The organism is Pseudomonas sp. RW407, assembly GCF_003176655.1.
In the GTDB taxonomy this organism is placed as follows: Bacteria; Pseudomonadota; Gammaproteobacteria; order Pseudomonadales; family Pseudomonadaceae; genus Pseudomonas; species Pseudomonas delhiensis.
The window spans coordinates 718,855-734,628 of sequence record NZ_QGSL01000107.1; the positions used below are offsets into that span (position 1 = coordinate 718,855).

Annotated in this window: 15 protein-coding genes, 3 tRNA genes and 1 pseudogene; 12 read left to right on the plus strand and 7 right to left on the minus strand. The window is 66.6% G+C overall.

The features are described 5' to 3' along the window. The first annotated feature begins 83 nt into the window (after positions 1 to 83). Both DK254_RS27315 and DK254_RS27320 read left to right on the plus strand, forming a co-directional pair. Positions 84 to 275, plus strand: a complete 192-nt coding sequence (locus DK254_RS27315) for a hypothetical protein (protein ID WP_146219654.1) — start codon at positions 84 to 86, stop codon at positions 273 to 275. 98 nt (positions 276 to 373) lie between these two features. Then, positions 374 to 1,027, plus strand: coding sequence for a thiopurine S-methyltransferase (locus DK254_RS27320; RefSeq protein WP_109936338.1), 654 nt, complete (start codon positions 374 to 376; stop codon positions 1,025 to 1,027). Positions 1,028 to 1,074: 47 nt separating this feature from the next. On the opposite strand, the gene htpX is transcribed toward DK254_RS27320, so the two are convergent. The 3 genes from htpX to DK254_RS27335 all read right to left on the minus strand — a co-directional run bounded on the left by htpX (position 1,075) and on the right by DK254_RS27335 (position 3,767). Continuing rightward, positions 1,075 to 1,962: a protease HtpX gene (gene htpX, locus DK254_RS27325; protein WP_089391677.1), complete on the minus strand. Its 888-nt coding sequence runs from the start codon at positions 1,960 to 1,962 to the stop codon at positions 1,075 to 1,077. A 144-nt stretch (positions 1,963 to 2,106) separates the two neighbouring features. Then, positions 2,107 to 2,553 carry a hypothetical protein gene (locus tag DK254_RS27330; RefSeq protein WP_109936339.1) on the minus strand — a complete coding sequence of 149 codons (447 nt, stop codon included), beginning with the start codon at positions 2,551 to 2,553 and terminating at the stop codon, positions 2,107 to 2,109. Between the two features lie 2 nt (positions 2,554 to 2,555). Further along, positions 2,556 to 3,767, minus strand: a complete 1,212-nt coding sequence (locus DK254_RS27335) for a pyridoxal phosphate-dependent aminotransferase (RefSeq protein ID WP_109936340.1) — start codon at positions 3,765 to 3,767, stop codon at positions 2,556 to 2,558. A gap of 301 nt (positions 3,768 to 4,068) precedes the next feature. Here DK254_RS27335 and msrB point away from each other — a divergent pair, with 301 nt between their 5' ends. The 3 genes from msrB (at position 4,069) to DK254_RS27350 (ending at position 5,532) form a co-directional block, all read left to right on the plus strand. Then, positions 4,069 to 4,470 carry a peptide-methionine (R)-S-oxide reductase MsrB gene (gene msrB, locus DK254_RS27340; RefSeq protein ID WP_109936341.1) on the plus strand — a complete coding sequence of 134 codons (402 nt, stop codon included), beginning with the start codon at positions 4,069 to 4,071 and terminating at the stop codon, positions 4,468 to 4,470. 112 nt (positions 4,471 to 4,582) lie between these two features. After that, positions 4,583 to 5,068, plus strand: coding sequence for a glutathione peroxidase (locus tag DK254_RS27345; protein ID WP_109936342.1), 486 nt, complete (start codon positions 4,583 to 4,585; stop codon positions 5,066 to 5,068). Next, positions 5,065 to 5,532: a MarR family winged helix-turn-helix transcriptional regulator gene (locus DK254_RS27350; protein ID WP_109936343.1), complete on the plus strand. Its 468-nt coding sequence runs from the start codon at positions 5,065 to 5,067 to the stop codon at positions 5,530 to 5,532. The genes DK254_RS27345 and DK254_RS27350 overlap by 4 nt, the downstream gene beginning before the upstream one ends. 13 nt (positions 5,533 to 5,545) lie before the next feature. Here DK254_RS27350 and DK254_RS27355 read toward each other — a convergent pair. Then, positions 5,546 to 7,916, minus strand: a pseudogene (locus DK254_RS27355) (ATP-binding protein). Positions 7,917 to 8,011: 95 nt separating this feature from the next. On the opposite strand from DK254_RS27355, the gene DK254_RS27360 reads away from it, so the two are divergent. Together DK254_RS27360 and DK254_RS27365 are read left to right on the plus strand one after the other, a co-directional pair. Continuing rightward, the gene (locus DK254_RS27360; RefSeq protein ID WP_109937317.1) at positions 8,012 to 8,905 is read left to right on the plus strand and encodes an ATP-binding protein; all 894 of its coding nucleotides are present in this window, start codon (positions 8,012 to 8,014) and stop codon (positions 8,903 to 8,905) included. Continuing rightward, positions 8,902 to 9,384: a GAF domain-containing protein gene (locus DK254_RS27365; RefSeq protein WP_089391670.1), complete on the plus strand. Its 483-nt coding sequence runs from the start codon at positions 8,902 to 8,904 to the stop codon at positions 9,382 to 9,384. The genes DK254_RS27360 and DK254_RS27365 overlap by 4 nt, the downstream gene beginning before the upstream one ends. Positions 9,385 to 9,760: 376 nt before the next feature. Here the strand turns inward: DK254_RS27365 and DK254_RS27370 are convergent, their stop codons facing one another. Both DK254_RS27370 and DK254_RS27375 read right to left on the minus strand, forming a co-directional pair. Further along, positions 9,761 to 10,438, minus strand: coding sequence for a glutathione S-transferase family protein (locus tag DK254_RS27370; RefSeq protein ID WP_109936345.1), 678 nt, complete (start codon positions 10,436 to 10,438; stop codon positions 9,761 to 9,763). A 10-nt stretch (positions 10,439 to 10,448) separates the two neighbouring features. Next, on the minus strand, positions 10,449 to 11,216 hold the full coding sequence (locus DK254_RS27375) for a hypothetical protein (protein ID WP_109936346.1): 768 nt from the start codon (positions 11,214 to 11,216) through the stop codon (positions 10,449 to 10,451). A gap of 217 nt (positions 11,217 to 11,433) precedes the next feature. On the opposite strand from DK254_RS27375, the gene DK254_RS27380 reads away from it, so the two are divergent. The 3 genes from DK254_RS27380 to DK254_RS27390 all read left to right on the plus strand — a co-directional run bounded on the left by DK254_RS27380 (position 11,434) and on the right by DK254_RS27390 (position 11,748). Continuing rightward, positions 11,434 to 11,509, plus strand: a tRNA-Glu gene (locus DK254_RS27380). A 2-nt stretch (positions 11,510 to 11,511) separates the two neighbouring features. Then, positions 11,512 to 11,587 (plus strand) — tRNA-Gly (locus tag DK254_RS27385). A gap of 85 nt (positions 11,588 to 11,672) precedes the next feature. Continuing rightward, positions 11,673 to 11,748, plus strand: a tRNA-Gly gene (locus DK254_RS27390). A gap of 42 nt (positions 11,749 to 11,790) precedes the next feature. On the opposite strand, the gene DK254_RS27395 is transcribed toward DK254_RS27390, so the two are convergent. Then, positions 11,791 to 12,393, minus strand: a complete 603-nt coding sequence (locus tag DK254_RS27395; protein ID WP_146219655.1) for a hypothetical protein — start codon at positions 12,391 to 12,393, stop codon at positions 11,791 to 11,793. A 286-nt stretch (positions 12,394 to 12,679) separates the two neighbouring features. On the opposite strand from DK254_RS27395, the gene DK254_RS27400 reads away from it, so the two are divergent. Both DK254_RS27400 and DK254_RS27405 read left to right on the plus strand, forming a co-directional pair. Then, positions 12,680 to 14,038, plus strand: a complete 1,359-nt coding sequence (locus DK254_RS27400) for an OmpA family protein (protein WP_109936348.1) — start codon at positions 12,680 to 12,682, stop codon at positions 14,036 to 14,038. A 726-nt stretch (positions 14,039 to 14,764) separates the two neighbouring features. Beyond that, a complete protein-coding gene (locus DK254_RS27405; protein WP_109936349.1) occupies positions 14,765 to 15,706 on the plus strand; it encodes a LysR family transcriptional regulator in 942 nt (313 codons plus the stop codon). Positions 15,707 to 15,774 lie beyond the last annotated feature (68 nt).

Here is a 15,774-nt window from a genome sequence, read left to right on the forward strand (position 1 = left end):
CTTCTCTTTGACTGAGGGGTGGGGGCGGAGATACTGCGCGCCCCGCGATGCAGTCGTCGTTTCCAGCGTTCGAGGTCCCATCCATGCAAACCTTCAGGCAAGAGCTGATCCTCCGGGAAGGCGACCGTCTCGTGCTCGCCGACGGTACCGAGCTCATCGTTCGCCGCATCCGCTCGGGGAGGGTGAGCCTGGGGGTGGTCGAGCGGCATGAGCCGGCCGTGCGCCACGGCTGGCTGCACTGGCCGCTGCGGCCGGCGTTGCTGCGCGGTCGCTAGCGGCAGACGCCCCGCTGGGCGATCATGGGCACCCGGCGGAGCCGCTCCGTCGATTCCGTGCAGGCAATCCGGCCTGCACCGCAGCAGGAATGGAGCCCATGCACGAAGACTTCTGGCAGGCGCGCTGGTCGCGCAACGAAATCGGTTTCCACCTCGCCGAGGTCAACCCCTACCTCGTTCGCCACTGGCCGATGCTGGCCTTGCCGCGGGGCGCGCGGGTGCTGGTGCCGCTGTGCGGCAAGTCGCGCGACCTGGTCTGGCTGGCGGAGCAGGGCTACCGGGTGCTGGGGGTGGAGCTGGCCGAGCGCGCGGTGAAGGACTTCTTCGCCGAGCAGGGCTGGCAGCCCGAGGTGGAGCAGCGGGGTGCGCTGCGCAGTTATCGGCATGGCAACGTCGAGATCCTCCAGGGCGATTTCTTCGACCTGGCGGCCGAACACCTGGCCGATTGCCAGGCGCTCTACGACCGGGCCGCGCTCATCGCCCTGCCGTCGGACATGCGCGAGGACTACGCGCGGCACCTGGCCGCCATCCTGCCGCGGCCGCTGGAGGGTCTGCTCGTCACCCTGGAATACCCCCAGGAGCAGATGTCCGGGCCGCCGTTCGCGGTGCTGGCGGATGAAGTGAGGGCGCGCTTTTCGCAGTGGCAGGTCGTGGAACTGGAGCGCCTGGACGTGCTGGGCGAGAACTGGAAGTTCCTCGACCGCGGGGTGAAGCGCCTGGAAGAAGTGGTGTTCCGCTTGCACCGGGACTGAAAAGCAGAAGGGCGGCCCCGGGCCGCCCTTCTGCTTTATCGGCGCGATCAGCGCGCGTTGCGCAGCGCCTCGATGCGTTCTTCCAGCGGCGGGTGGCTCATGAACAGGCCGGCGAGGCCATGCTTGAGCCCGCCGTTGATGCCGAAGGCGGTCAGGCTGTCGGGCATGTGCACCGGCACGCCCTGTTCGGCGCGCAGGCGCTGCAGCGCGGCGATCATCGCGTTGCTGCCGGCCAGGTGGGCGCCGGCGGCGTCGGCGCGGAACTCGCGGCGGCGCGAGAACCACATGACGATGATGCTGGCGAGGATGCCCAGCACCAGCTCCGCGACTATGGTCGCGATGTAGTAGGCCGGGCCGCGGCCTTCCTCGGTCTTGAACACCGCCTTGTCGACGAAGTTGCCGAAGATGCGCGCGAAGAACATGACGAAGGTGTTCACCACGCCCTGCACCAGGGCCAGGGTGACCATGTCGCCGTTGGCCACGTGGCCGATCTCGTGGGCGAGCACCGCGCGCACTTCATCCGGCGAGAAGCGCTCGAGCAGGCCCTGGCTGACGGCCACCAGGGCGTCGTTGCGGTTCCAGCCGGTGGCGAAGGCGTTGGCCTCGTAGGCCGGGAAAATCCCCACCTCGGGCATCTTGATGCCGGCTTCGCGCGAGAGCTGCTCGACGGTCTGCAGCAGCCACTGCTCGTGGCGGGTGCGCGGCTGGCTGATGATTTCCGTGCCGGTGGTGGTCTTGGCCATCCACTTGGACAGGAACAGCGAGATGATCGAGCCGGCGAAGCCGAAGACGGCACAGTAGACCAGCAGCGCTTGCAGGTTGAGGTCGATGCCGTTGGCGGCCATGACCCCGTTGAAGCCGAGCAGGCTCAGGGTGATGCTGGCGACGAGCACGACCGCCAGGTTGGTGGCCAGGAACAGCAGGATGCGCATCATGGGTAAGACTTCTCCTCGCGACTTGGGCGCACGGCGCGCAGGGGCACGCCGATGCCCCGGGCGTGCGCGCTCCGGGGCCGGGCTGGATTATGCGGGGTATATGCGGTCGGCCCCTAGGCGATTCAACGTGGGGACTATTTCAAACTATGTCTCTTTTTCCACGCCAGCGTACTCGAAGAGTATCCGGGCCAGGCGCGAGATGCGCTCGCCGTGCCCATCGGCCAGCGCGTCGCGCAATTGCTGCGCGAGGGTGGCCTGCTGGCGGCGCACGCTGGCGGGCAGCTGCGGATCGTCGGCGCTGCCGCGGGGCAGGGCACGGCTCAGGCGCAGGAAGCCCTTTTCGCTGAGCACGGCCTGGTCCAGGGCTTCGTGGCGGATGCAGTCGTCGTAGCGCAGGTAGCCTTCCTCGGCCAGCCACAGCAACGCGCCCAGGCAGGCCTGGTGGCGCTTGCTGGGCAGGCCGAACTCGTCGTGCTCCTCGCGGCCGATGAGGTCTTCCACGTACAGGGTGACCTTGCGCGGGAAGGCCTGGTAGAGCAGGAGCATCCCGGCGGCGGCATCCTTGTAGAAGTCGTCTATCTGCAGGTCCATGGTTACTGGCGGTAGCTCCCGAGGAAGCTGCCGATGCGCCCGATGGCCTGTTCCAGGTCGTCGACGCGGGGCAGGGTGACCACGCGGAAATGGTCCGGCCACGGCCAGTTGAAGGCGGTGCCCTGGACGATCAGCAGCTTCTCGGACAGCAGCAGGTCGAGGACGAACTTCTCGTCGTTGTGGATCGGGCAGACCTTGGGGTCGATGCGCGGGAAGGCGTAGAGCGCGCCCATGGGCTTGACGCAGCTGACCCCGGGGATGTCGTTGAGCAGTTCCCAGGCGCGGTTGCGCTGTTCCAGCAGGCGGCCGCCGGGCAGCACCAGGTCGTTGATGCTCTGGTAGCCGCCCAGGGCGGTCTGGATGGCGTGCTGGCTGGGCACGTTGGCGCACAGGCGCATGTTGGCCAGGATGTCCAGGCCCTCGATGTAGCTCTGGGCCTTGTGCTTGGGCCCGGAGATGGCGATCCAGCCGGAGCGGAAGCCGGCCACCCGGTAGGCCTTGGACAGGCCGTTGAAGGTCAGGCAGAGCACGTCCGGCGCCAGGGAGGCGGTGGAGATGTGCACGGCGTCGTCGTAGAGGATCTTGTCGTAGATCTCGTCGGAGAAGATCACCAGGTTGTGCTGGCGCGCCAGTTCGACGATGTCCAGCAGCACTTCCTTCGAATAGACCGCGCCGGTGGGGTTGTTCGGGTTGATCAGCACCAGGGCCTTGGTGTTGCTGGTGATCTTGGCCCGCATGTCGGCGATGTCGGGGAACCAGCCCGCCTGCTCGTCGCACAGGTAGTGCACCGGCTTGCCGCCGGCCAGCGATACCGAGGCGGTCCACAGCGGGTAGTCGGGCGCCGGGATCAGCACCTCGTCGCCGTTGTTGAGCAGCGCCTGCAGGGCCATGACGATCAGCTCGGAGACGCCGTTGCCCAGGTAGATGTCCTCGATGCCGACGCCTTCCACCTGCTTCTGCTGGTAGTACTGCATCACCGCCTTGCGCGCGCTGAACAGGCCCTTGGAGTCGCTGTAGCCCTGCGCCGTGGGCAGGTTGCGGATGACGTCCTGGAGGATTTCGTCGGGGGCCTCGAAACCGAACGGCGCCGGGTTGCCGATGTTCAGCTTGAGGATGCGATGGCCTTCCTCTTCCAGGCGTTTGGCGTGCTTGAGCACCGGCCCGCGGATGTCGTAGCAGACGTTGGCGAGCTTGTTCGATTTGCTGACCTGCATGATGTGGCGTTCCCGAAATGAAGGTTCCCGCGGCCGGGCCCGGCTTGGCAGGCTGTAACGCGGGTGACAGACTGGCGTCAATACGAGGTGCGGAATGTCGCGCGTCCTGGCGGTTAAACTGAAAAAACGCCTGGTTGACGGAGAAACGAACGAAAAAAAGCCCATAAAAAGGCTTTTTTATCGTCGATGATCCCTTGAGCGGCAGATTCTGCATCCGGCGATGACGTCACGCATCATACGTGCGGCCCGTTTTCCGCGAAAGGGCGCGGACGGGCTTTTTTCAAGCTTGCGAGGTACAACGATGGAAAAGATCGAGAAGCCCCTGGAAAGCTGGCGCGAGGAGCTCGACGAACAGCAGTTCCACGTCTGCCGCCTGGGCGGCACCGAGCGCGCCTTCACCGGCGAGTACTACGCGACCAAGACCCCCGGCATCTACCACTGCGTGTGCTGCGGCGCGGCGCTGTTCGACTCGGACGCCAAGTACGATTCCGGCAGCGGCTGGCCGAGCTACTTCCAGCCGGTGTCGAAGCAGGCCATCGCCGAGTTGGAGGACTTCAGCCACGGCATGCACCGCATCGAGGTGCGCTGCGCCGCCTGCGAAGCCCACCTGGGCCACGTCTTCCCCGACGGGCCGCGGCCGACCGGGCTGCGCTACTGCATCAACTCGGCGTCGCTGAAGCTGGTGCCGCGCGACGGGGCCTGAGTGGCGCGAGGCCCGCTGGTCACCAGCGGGCCTTTTTTCGGCAGAAATAAATTGTGTACAATTTAATTGGGCGCTATCTTGCTCGCACCCCCACTTCTCCGGAGCCATTTCCATGAGCGACGTACTGCTGGACATCCCCTGCACGACCATCAAGGGCGAGCAGAAGACCCTGGCCGATTTCGGCGGCAAGGCGCTGCTGGTGGTGAACACCGCCAGCAAGTGCGGTTTCACCCCGCAGTACAAGGGCCTGGAGGCACTGTGGGAGCAGTACCGCGACAAGGGCCTGGTGGTGCTGGGCTTCCCCTGCAACCAGTTCGGCAAGCAGGAGCCGGGCGACGAGGGCGAGATCTCGCAGTTCTGCGAGCTGAACTTCGGCGTCAGCTTCCCGCTGTTCAGGAAGATCGACGTCAACGGCGCCGACGCCCACCCGCTCTACGTGCAGTTGAAGAAGCGCGCGCCGGGCGTGCTGGGCAGCCAGGGCATCAAGTGGAACTTCACCAAGTTCCTGGTCAGCGGCGACGGCAGCCGGGTCAAGCGCTTCGCCCCGCTGACCAGGCCGGAGGAACTCGCCGCCGAGATCGAAGCGCTGCTGCGATGAGCCGCCGCGAACCGGAACAGGCGCTGTTGCTGGACAATCAGCTGTGCTTCCGCCTGTATGCCGCCTCGCGGGCGATCATCCGCGGCTACCGGCCGATGCTCGACGCCCTCGGCCTGACCTACCCGCAGTACCTGGTGATGCTGGTGCTGTGGGAATGGCAGGAGCGCCCGCCCGCGCAGCCGACCGTGAAGGCCCTGGGCGAGCGCCTGCTGCTCGACTCCGGCACCCTCACGCCGCTGCTCAAGCGCCTGGAGCAGCTCGGCCTGGTACAGCGCCGCCGGGCGCGGCAGGACGAGCGCGAGGTGCACCTGGGCCTGAGCGGGGAGGGCATCGCCCTGCGCGAGAAGGTGGCGCCGCTGCGCGAGGCGCTGCTGTGCGCCAGCGGCCTGGACCTCGACGCCATGGGCGAGTTGCGCGTTCGCCTGGACGACCTGCTCGGGCAACTGCTGGCGCTGGAACCCTGAGGCGCCGCCGGCCTCAGGCATTCAGCCGGGGTTGGGCCCAGCGTTCCAGCATCGCCGCCATCTCGTCGCGGTGGAAGGGCTTGGCCAGGTAGTCGTCCATGCCGGCCAGGCGGCAGCGCTCGCGCTCGTCGGGCAGCGCGTTGGCGGTCAGGGCGATCACCGGCAGGTCCTTCCAGCGCGGCTCCTGGCGGATCAGGCGGGTCGCCTCGTAGCCGTCCATCACCGGCATGTTGCAGTCCATCAGTACCAGCTCGAAGTCTTCCTGGGCCAGGGCGGCCAGGGCCTCCTCGCCGTCGGCGGCGACCCGCACCCGGCAGCCGAGCTTCTGCAGCAGGCCCCTGGCCACCAGTTGGTTGACCGGGTTGTCCTCCACCAGCAGCACGCGCGCGGCGAACTGCTCCGGGGCCTTGCCCGGCGCCTGCCGCTGGGCTTGCAGTGCCTGGCGCCGCAGGGCCTGCTCCAGGGCCTGGTGCAGGGTGGTGCGGCTGAGCGGGCGGGCCAGCTGGCGCAGGGGCGCCAGCTGCTGCGCCAGCTCGGCCTCGACGAAGCTGCCGTAGGCGGTGACCAGCAGCACCGGGCGCTCCTTGAGGTGCCGGCGCAGGCCGACCAGGCAGTCCGGGCAGTCGGACAGCAGCACGTCCAGCTCCACGCCCACCAGGTTGGCGTCGATGTCCAGGCGCCGGTAGTCCAGGCCCCAGCGCGGCAGCCAGGCCTGCAACAGCTCGGCCAGGCCGCTATTGGCCGGGCACTGTGCAATCACCTTGCCGCTCAGGGGCTCCAGCGCCTGCGCGGGGCTCAGGGCGGGTAGCGGCAGGGTCGCGGCGAACTCGCTGCCCAGGCCCGGTTGCGAGCTGACGCTCAGCTCGCCTTGCATGGCCTCGCAGAGCTTGCGCGTCAGCGCCAGGCCCAGGCCGGTGCCGCCGAACTGGCGGGTGATGCCGGCGTCGGCCTGGGTGAAGGGCTGGAAGATGCGCTGCAGGGCGTCGGGGGCGATGCCGATGCCGGTGTCGCGGACGCTGATGCGCACACCGTCCTCCCAGGGTTCGACGCGCAGGTCGACGCGGCCCAGGCGGGTGAACTTGAGGGCATTGGACAGCAGGTTGCTGACGATCTGCCGCACCCGCGTCGGGTCGCCCTCCAGCTGCGCCGGCAGTTCGGGGCTGACCAGGCAGGTCAGCTCCACCGCCGGGGCGGCGTTCTGCGACAGCAGGCTGGCGGTGTCTTCCACCAGGGTGGCGAGGTCGAAGGGAATCTTCTCCAGCTCCAACTGGCCGGACTCGAACTTGGACAGGTCGAGCACGTCGTTGAGCAGGTCCACCAGCACCTTGCCCGAGTCGTGGGCGATGGACAGCTGCTGGCGCTGCTCCGGGCTCAGCGGGCCGTCCAGGGCCAGGCCGAGCATGCCCAGCAGGCCGTTGAGCGGGGTGCGGATCTCGTGGCTCATGTTGGCCAGGAAGGTGGCGCGGGCCTGGGCCATGTCCAGGGCGTTGAGGCGAGCGCTTTCCAGTTGCTGGTTGGACTGCGTCAGCCGGGCGTTGGCCGCCTTCAGCTCGGCGGTGCGCGCCGCCACTATGTTCTCCAGCTCGGCCAGGTAGCGGGTCAGGCGGTCCTCGGCCTCGCGGCGCTGTTCCATCTCCACGGCGATATGGCTGAGCTGGCGGTTGGTCACCTCCACCAGCACGCCGATCTCGTCACGCTCGTGGCCGTGGGGGCAGGGCAGGCGCAGGCGCGTGGGCGAGCGCGGGTCGTGGCGGGCGAGGACCTCGATCAGGCTCACCAGCGGCTTGGTCAGCAGGCCGTAGAACAGCACCAGGAGGATCAGCGACAGCAGCAGGCTGCGGACGAAGCCGGAGATCAGCGTCATGCCGGCGCGGCGCAGGAAGTCGTTGCCGAAGACGAAGGTGTCGATCTCCAGGCGCAGCACGCCGAGGGATTCCCGGGGCTGGTGTTCTATGTAAAGCGGCTCCTCGTAGACGCGCATGTGCCCGAAGAGGAAGTCGCTGAGCGGGCGCAGGCGGCTCTCCGCCGGCGGCCGGCCGGCGCTGGCCAGGGCGACGTCGGCGCTGTCGATGATCTCCGCGCGGATCACCGCCGGCGAGCGCAGCAGGCCCACCACCAGTTCCTGGGCCAGTTCGGCGTCTATGTTGTAGGCGATGCGCGCCGCCGGGTTGTGGCTGACGTCCAGCAGGGCGCGTACTTCGCGGTTGATGGAGGCGTCCTGGCTGGCATAATCGACGCCCACCTGGATGAGGCTGAGCAGGGTGCCGAGGATGAAGGCGACCAGCACCGTCAGGCTGGCCTGCTTGAACGAGAGGCGATGGGTAAGCGCAATATCCATGAGGTGCGGGACTTCGCCTCGAGAGTGCTTTTCTGGCGCCTAGCATAGCCCAAGCCGATAGGCTGTCGGCAGAGGCGATGCCATCTCTGTGACATGACCGAATACCAGCGTCGGTACGCTGAAGACTCCTGGGAGAAAGCCGTGGATTCCCGTCTGAATGATTTCCTGGCCCGCGCGGAAAACGTGCTGGCCCGGCTGGAGCCGTTGCTCCCGGCGCTGCGCGAGCCCATCGACTGGCAGCGCTGCCTGGCCGCCCGCTGGCACCGCGATGGCCGCAGCGGTTACCTGCAGGCGCTGCAGGTGAACCTCGACCTGCGCCTGGACGACCTGCTGGGCGTGGACAAGCAGCGCGAGCAGCTGGCCCGCAACACCCGCCAGTTCGTCGCCGGCAAGCCGGCCAACCACGCCCTGCTGTGGGGTGCCCGCGGCACCGGCAAGTCGTCGCTGGTGCGCGCGCTGCTGGCCGCGCTGGCCCACGACGGGCTGCGCCTGATCGAGATCGAGCGCGACCACCTGGCCGACCTGCCGCGGGTGGTGGAGCAACTGCACGGCCTGCCGCAACGCTTCGTGCTGTTCTGCGACGACCTGTCGTTCGACGCCGGCGAGGGCGACTACCGGGTGCTCAAGAGCGTGCTCGACGGCTCGCTGGAGCAGGCCCCGGAGAACGTCCTGCTGTACGCCACCTCCAACCGCCGCCACCTGGTCTCGGAAAAGCAGAGCGACAACGAGAACTGGAAGATGGTCGACGGCGAACTGCACCCCAGCGAGGCGGTGGAGGACAAGATCGCCCTGTCCGACCGTTTCGGCCTGTGGCTGTCGTTCTATCCCTTCACCCAGGAACATTTCCTGGAGGTGGTACGGCACTGGGTGGAGGTGCTGGCCGGCAGGTCCGCGCTGGCCTTCACCTGGGACGAACCGCTGGAGAAGGAAGCCATCCGCTGGGCCCTCGGGCGCGGCAACCGCAACGGCCGCTGTGCCTATCAATTCGCCCGCTACTGGGTGGGCCGCCAACTGCTCGAAGGAGAAGAACCATGATCGACCTGCAACAGACCGGCGCCGGGCTGGGTGGCTACGCGCTGCTGGCGGCGCAGGCCGAGGCGCTGTTCGCCGACGAGCGCGACTTCATCGCCAACGCCTCGCAGTTCGCCGCCCTGCTGTTCCATGAGCTGGGCGACCTGAACTGGGCCGGCTTCTACCTGAACAGGGACGAGGAGCTGGTGCTGGGCCCGTTCCAAGGCAAGGTGGCCTGCGTGCGCATACCCTTCGCCAAGGGCGTGTGCGGCGCCGCGGCGCGTACCCGCCAGACGCAGCGGGTCGAGGACGTGCACGCCTTCCCGGGCCACATCGCCTGCGACAGCGCCTCCAACAGCGAACTGGTGGTGCCGCTGGTCAAGGATGGCCGGCTGATCGGCGTGCTCGACTTGGACAGCCCGAGCATCGGCCGCTTCAGCGCCGAGGACCAGGCCGGCATCGAGCACCTGGCCGGGATCTTCCTGCGCCTGACCGATTGCTGAACCGCGGATTGTAGGAGCGGGCCCTGCCCGCGAAATCGCGCGCAGGGCGCGCTCCTACAGGGGAATGGCATCGGCGCTCGGGCTTTCCCCTCACCCCAGCCCTCTCCCGGGGGGAGAGGGAGCTAGTCCGTGCCGAGAAGAGGCCTGGTTTCAACTGGGGATCCCTGTGCTAGCCGGCTAACGCCGAAACACCCATGTACTCCGAACGGTTCCCTCTCCCTCCGGGAGAGGGTTAGGGTGAGGGGGCCGCAGGCCTGCTCGCTCGATTCCGTGCTCCTATGCACGGCGTTGCCCCCGCACCTGTAGGAGCGGGCCCTGCCCGCGATTTCGCGCGCAGGGCGCGCTCCTACAAGGGAATTGCATGGCGTCTTTCTATTCAGGCCGGCGCCTGGGCGATGCGGGCGCGGATCTTGTCGATGATGCGCCCCTCGCCTTCGAGAACCGCCTGCAGGGCAGGGCGTTGCAGCATGCGGTCGAAGTGCGCGGCCAGGCGCGGCCAGCGCCCGGCATCCAGGCTTTCGCCGCCGTGGCGCATGTTCACCAGTTGGCAGGCCACGGCGATGTCCGCCAGGCTGAAGCGGTCGTCGACGAAGTAGTCGGCATCGCCCAGGCAGCCTTCCAGGTAGTCGAAGTGCTGCGGCAGCCGTTCCTGCAGCGCACCTTCCACCGCCGACTCGTCGCACGACTTGCCCATCAGCGGCTTGAGCACGCGGTTGCGGAACACGGTGAAGGTGGCCAGGGGCGCCACTTCGTAGTCGGCGTATTTTTCCAGCCAGCTGATCCGCGCGCGGGCCACGGCGCTGCCGCCGCACAGGGGCGTGGCCTGGGGATCGCGGTCTTCCAGGTAGTGGCAGATGACGCTGGAGTCGGCCAGGGTGATGTCGCCGTCGCGCAGGGCGGGGATGCGTCGCAGCGGGTTGAGGTCGGCGTACCAGTCCGGCGGGTTGAACGGGTCGACGTTCTCCAACTGGTAGTCCAGGCCCTTCTCCGCCAGGCACAGGCGGACCTTGCGGACGAAGGGGGATAGGGCGGCGCCGTAGAGGGTCAGGCTCATGCGGGTCTCCTCAGTCGTAGAGATTCTTCTTCTTCCAAATGTCGTCTTCGTCCAGCGCCTTCAGGCCTTCGGTCAGCTCGGTGTTTTCCTCGGGGGAGGGCTGGCTGCTTTCCAGGACCAGGGCATTGGCGCGCTCGAGCTGCTGTTCCAGCTGCTTCAGCTGGGCCTGGTAGCGGCCCAGGTCGGCCTGCTTCTGCAGGTACTGTACGCCGCGCTCGAAGGCCAGGCGGGCCTGGCGGGGCTGGTTCTGCTGCAGCGCCTGCTGGCCGATGTTGGTGAAGAACTCTATATGCAGCTGGGTGAGCAGGTGGCGGATTTCCTTCAGCCAGCGCTGGGCGTCGTTGCGCGGCAGCAGGCCGTCCTGGGCGAAGCGGTTGACCTGGGCGTGCAGGCCCTCGAAGAGGAAGCGCACTTCCTTGGCCTTGGCCTCGGTGAGGATCAGCTGCGGGGCGTTGCGCACCTCGATGGCGCTGCCCTGGCCCACCAGGCGGTTGAGCTCGGCGACGCGCTCGGCCACCTGGGGCGTCTTTTCCAGCTTGAGCAGGCGTTCGCCCAGGCTGAGTTCGAAACGGCTGAGCAGCAGCTTGAGGTCCGCGGAGATGAACTGGCCGGGCAGGCTCTCGGCGATGGCGCCGCAGCGGCGGAAGCGATCCTGCAGGTCGGCTTTCTCCCGGGCCTTCTCCAGCTTGCGGTTTTCCAGCTGCTGGTTGATGAAGACGATGGCGATCAGAATGACGATGCCGGCGACGACCAGGGCGGTGATGACGAGTGGCGACACCTTGGAAACTCCCTGAAGGATTTTTCCCGAGTGTAATGGCTCGCTGACACTGCTCATAGCGGCGGATCGAAATTTGACCAGAAGTCTTTGATTTAAAAAATTTTTTCCGGAAGGGTTGACGCCCCTCCAAAGGCTCCATAGAATGCGCGCCACTTCGACGCGAAAGCCGAAAGGCAAAGCGAAGAAGCCGGAAAGAATGTTGTAAGTTCCGGGCCGCGTCCCCTTCGTCTAGTGGCCTAGGACACCGCCCTTTCACGGCGGTAACAGGGGTTCGAGTCCCCTAGGGGACGCCATTGCGGGAATAGCTCAGTTGGTAGAGCACGACCTTGCCAAGGTCGGGGTCGCGAGTTCGAGTCTCGTTTCCCGCTCCAGATTCTCGGTCATCGCCCCGGCGGTGAACGGAAAGCGAAATGGCGTTACCCTCCGGCCAGAAGCTGGGGGTTGCAACAAGTTGATGCGGGAATAGCTCAGTTGGTAGAGCACGACCTTGCCAAGGTCGGGGTCGCGAGTTCGAGTCTCGTTTCCCGCTCCAATCCGGATCGCCCTCGCGGTGATCCAAGCAAAAAAGGCTGCCTCAGGGCAGCCTTTTTTCGTTTCCGCGCCCCCTTCCTCCATCGGCAGGCGGCCCCCCGCTGGCCGGCGTGCCCCGCGTTGCGCGCTCCAGCGCCCGGCGCAGGCTCGGCAGGGCCGGCTGCGCGAGGTCGTCCAGGCGCCAGGCCTTCCCCCGCCTGACCAGGTGCAGCCGCACGCCGCGCCGCCACTGCTCGTGCACCAGGACCACCCGGGCCGTGGCCCGGCCGTCGCCGGCCAGGCTGACGTCCAGTTGCTCGAGCTCCAGCGCCCGCGAGCGCCGGCAGAGGCATAGCGGGTCCTTCTCCAGCAGCCCCGGCCCCGCGTGGCGGGCCGAACGGTAGGCCGCCAGCGCCTGCGCCAGTGCGGGGCTCAGCCAGCGCCGGGCCCGCGCCTCGCCGCTATCGGCGGAGAACGCCCCCGGGCCCTCGTCGCCATACAGCCGGCGCACGAAGCTTTCCACCTCGCCCTTCGCCGTGCGCTGGCCGCCCTGGCCCTGGCTACTGGGCGCCAGGCCCGCCAGCAGCACCAGCAGCAGGACGAGGACGCTGCCCGAGCGCAGCCGCAGGCCGCCATGGCCGGTGGTCATCGGAGGGAGGTGGGGCATCTGGGGTGTCCTGCGAGAGCGCCTGGGCGAAGTGTTCCGCCAGCTTGGCAAGGCTTGCCCGGCCGGTGGAATAAGGCGCGGGCGCGGCCAGCGGTGAGACGTTTCCTCGCGCCCCTGGCAATGCGGGCGCCGGCGGGTGAATTCGGATTGCCCTTATTTGGTCCGCCGGGGGGATTTGCTGTGATAGCCAGGCTTGCCCGGCGCGCACCCTCGCCCGGGCGGCAGCGCAGGACCGTGCGGCCGCAAGACCCCGCACGGGTCGATCGATATTTCGAGTGGTTCTTCTATGCATGACGATTTCATTGGGCGGCTCCTGGAGGCGCTCGTCCGCCGTTTCGGCATGGCGCCGGACAGCGCCGGCAAGCTCCTGGGCCTGCTGGCCCACCGGGTGCTCGACGAGCAGCGTGGCGGCTGGCATGGCTTCGTCCAGCACCTGCAGCGGCAGGGGCTGGGGGCCTGGCTCGAGGGCGACCCGTCCCGGGAGCTCGACCGCGCCCAACTGGAGCAGGTGTTCGATGCCACGACCCTGGGCCGCTTCGCCCGTCACCTGGGGCTGCCCGACGAGCAGCTGGCCGAGGCGGTCGCCGCCTGCCTGCCGGAGCTGCTGGCCGGCATCGACGCCGCGGGTGGGCAGGCCGACGCCGGGGCCTCCGGCCTGACGGTGCTGATGGCCGACACCGCGGAGCTTCTGCCGGCGTTGCAGGCACCGGCCCCCGAGCCGGTGCAGCCGCGGCACAATGGGCGGCGGCTGCTATTGGCGCCATGGCTCGGCGGGGTGCTGGTGCTGTCGCTGCTCACCGTGGGCCTGTCGCTTCGCCAGTGCTCGCCCATGCCTGTGGCCCAGGAACGGGTGGCCGCCGCCGTGGAGGTGGCGCCGCAGCCCGAGGCCAGCGCGGTCGCGGAGGCCCCGCGCTTCATGCTCGAACTGCGCGAGGGCAAGGTCCGCATCAACGGCCAGCTCGCCAGCATCGACGAGCGCGCCTCGCTGCTGGGGCGCCTGAAGGAGGTCTTCGGCGCGGAGCACCTGAGGGGCGACATCCGCGTCAAGCGGGAAACCGCGCCGGCGGCCTGGCTCGATGGCCTGCTGGAGCTGCTGCCGGAACTGAAGGTGGAAGGGCTGAAGCTGGGCTTCAACGGCGAGCGCATCCGCATGGATTCCACCCTGCTGACCCAGGCGGAGCGCATCGAGCTGTCGCAGAAGCTGCGCGAGACCTTCGGCGGCTTCGAGTTCCTGGGGCTGTGGAACCGCACCCTGGCCGCCCTCAGCGGCCTGCCGCCGGGTTCCGGCGCCCAGCAGCTGGCGGATGCCCTGAACCAGCTGGGCATCCGTTTCGACAACCAGTCGATCACCATCAGCCGCGACAGCGACGAGGTGCTGGCCGAGGCCGCCGAAGCCATCCGCCAGGCGCCGCCGGGCACCCGCGTGGAAGTCGGCGGGCACACCGACGACAGCGGCGATTCGCAAAGCAGCCAGCAGGCCTCCCATGCCCGCGCCGAGGCCGTGGTGGCGCGCCTGGTGGAGCTGGGCGTGACGCCCGACCGCCTGCAGGCCAGGGGCTACGGGCGCAGCCAGCCGCTGTTCAGCAACGCCACCGAGGCGGGCAGGGCACGCAACCAGCGCATCCAGTTCAACGTGCTGGAGTGATCGAGAGGCCGGCCGATCCGGGCTTCCCGATGCCGGATCGGCTAGTGGCTGCCTAGGCCACCACCAGTGGTAGCCAGCAGCTATTGTCGGAAAGTAGTACTGCTGGGCTCGGTGGCTTGCCATTGGGGGCTGCAACTAGTAGCACGCCTAGTCGGTGGGCAACTCGCCGGGAAGTCGGCCACCAACTTGCCGCTGTGCTAGAGCTGCATCTTGTTGGTGCGGGTATTGGGTCGTCGTGAGATGGTGAGTAATGATGAGGGTGTTAGATCGCATTCCCACACATAGCAGGAAAATACATACGGGAATATAGGCTTGTTCCGATGGTCATCCCTTTAAGGAGTCTCTTATATCTCAGTGCCTCACTTACTTTGCATTGACCGGGGATAGGATGAATCCTCAATGTTTGGTCCAGCTCAGCGGCAGAGTCTTGTTGTTCCTGAGGAAGGGCAGTGCAAGAGCCAGCCATCTGCTCGCACTGACCGAGCCGCCTATCGCTGCAGGGGCATGATAGGCCATCTTGCCAGGCTCGATCGTATGGCCATGGTTGAACCTATTGCTGACGACTGCACCGAATGCAGCTTATCAGTTGCTCTGATCACGCAGGATAAGCTGTTGATCGACTAGAGGTTTTTGTCGATTGTTGAAGCTGTTGAAGCAGATGTTTGCTGCCCATCCCACCGAGGATTTGCACAGCCGAATGAGCCAGAAAGTTCAGGAGGAATTTTCATGCTTCACAGCAATTATCTGAAGCAGCTGGATTTGCAGGACATCGTGGTGTTCCTCAACCTGTTGGAGCAGCGTAGCGCCAAGCGTACCGCCGAGCTCATGAACGTCAGTCAGCCCACTGTTAGCTACTGCCTCAAGCGCTTGCGCAGTTGCTTCGACGACGCATTGTTTGCTTCGTCGCAAGGGGGACTGAAACCTACCACCAAGGCGGAAAAGATCGCGCCTTACCTGCGGATGGTGGTCGAGTCGGTCAACCGCTGCGCAGAGGGCATTGGTGAAGCTTCGCCCCTGACGGAGCGCAAGATCTGGAAGCTATGCGCCCCCGAGTATTTCGAGCTGTTGTTTCTGTCTCAGGCGTTGGCCGTGCTATCAAGCGCCCATGCTTCGAATACTTCTCTGCACCTTGAACGATTGAGCCGTGACCTGCCGGTAGATCGGCTGATCTCTGGCGACATCGATATCGCCATTGGCTTCGGGCCTGGTTATCACCAGATGCATCCGGAGTTGCAATGGCAGCCGGTGCTCAACGATGAGTTTGTGTGCTTGACCAGCCAAGCGTCACTCACCAGCGAAGAGGCCATGAGCCTGGATGAATTCTGCGCTTCGCCTCAGGTGTTTCCGACACCGTGGATCTCGGAGAAGAACATGGTTGACAGTTGGCTGGAAAAGGTCGGCCGTTCGCGCAATGTTCTGGTACGGGCGAATGGTTATCAGGCTTGCGTCAACATCGTTGCTGCGGTGCCTTCGACCGTAGCGATGCCCGCGCGTCTTCTGCCGTATTTACGCATTCCGCAGGAACTGAAGGTCTGCCAACCGCCGATGGGCTTCCCCTCCTTCACATTAGACATGGTTTGGGCTCGGAGTCGTGGACAGAGCAAGGACATTTCCAGTCTGCGCAAGCTGGTTCACGACGTGGCCGGGGGGATGCTGATAGAACGCTGAGAATGTACTTTTAAATTTTCTACAGGCATTTAGATTTCTTAAAACCAGTATCTTCGAAAACTAACTTA

Excerpts from the sequence above, each read along its gene's own strand:
- DK254_RS27345 (WP_109936342.1), top strand. The coding sequence starts at position 4,583 with ATGAGCGACGTACTGCTGGACATCCCCTGCACGACCATCAAGGGCGAG.
- msrB (WP_109936341.1), top strand. The coding sequence starts at position 4,069 with ATGGAAAAGATCGAGAAGCCCCTGGAAAGCTGGCGCGAGGAGCTCGAC.
- DK254_RS27400 (WP_109936348.1), top strand. The coding sequence starts at position 12,680 with ATGCATGACGATTTCATTGGGCGGCTCCTGGAGGCGCTCGTCCGCCGT.
- DK254_RS27315 (WP_146219654.1), top strand. The coding sequence starts at position 84 with ATGCAAACCTTCAGGCAAGAGCTGATCCTCCGGGAAGGCGACCGTCTC.
- DK254_RS27350 (WP_109936343.1), top strand. The coding sequence starts at position 5,065 with ATGAGCCGCCGCGAACCGGAACAGGCGCTGTTGCTGGACAATCAGCTG.
- DK254_RS27395 (WP_146219655.1), bottom strand. The coding sequence starts at position 12,393 with ATGCCCCACCTCCCTCCGATGACCACCGGCCATGGCGGCCTGCGGCTG.
- DK254_RS27335 (WP_109936340.1), bottom strand. The coding sequence starts at position 3,767 with ATGCAGGTCAGCAAATCGAACAAGCTCGCCAACGTCTGCTACGACATC.
- htpX (WP_089391677.1), bottom strand. The coding sequence starts at position 1,962 with ATGATGCGCATCCTGCTGTTCCTGGCCACCAACCTGGCGGTCGTGCTC.
- DK254_RS27405 (WP_109936349.1), top strand. The coding sequence starts at position 14,765 with ATGCTTCACAGCAATTATCTGAAGCAGCTGGATTTGCAGGACATCGTG.
- DK254_RS27370 (WP_109936345.1), bottom strand. The coding sequence starts at position 10,438 with ATGAGCCTGACCCTCTACGGCGCCGCCCTATCCCCCTTCGTCCGCAAG.
- DK254_RS27365 (WP_089391670.1), top strand. The coding sequence starts at position 8,902 with ATGATCGACCTGCAACAGACCGGCGCCGGGCTGGGTGGCTACGCGCTG.
- DK254_RS27330 (WP_109936339.1), bottom strand. The coding sequence starts at position 2,553 with ATGGACCTGCAGATAGACGACTTCTACAAGGATGCCGCCGCCGGGATG.
- DK254_RS27320 (WP_109936338.1), top strand. The coding sequence starts at position 374 with ATGCACGAAGACTTCTGGCAGGCGCGCTGGTCGCGCAACGAAATCGGT.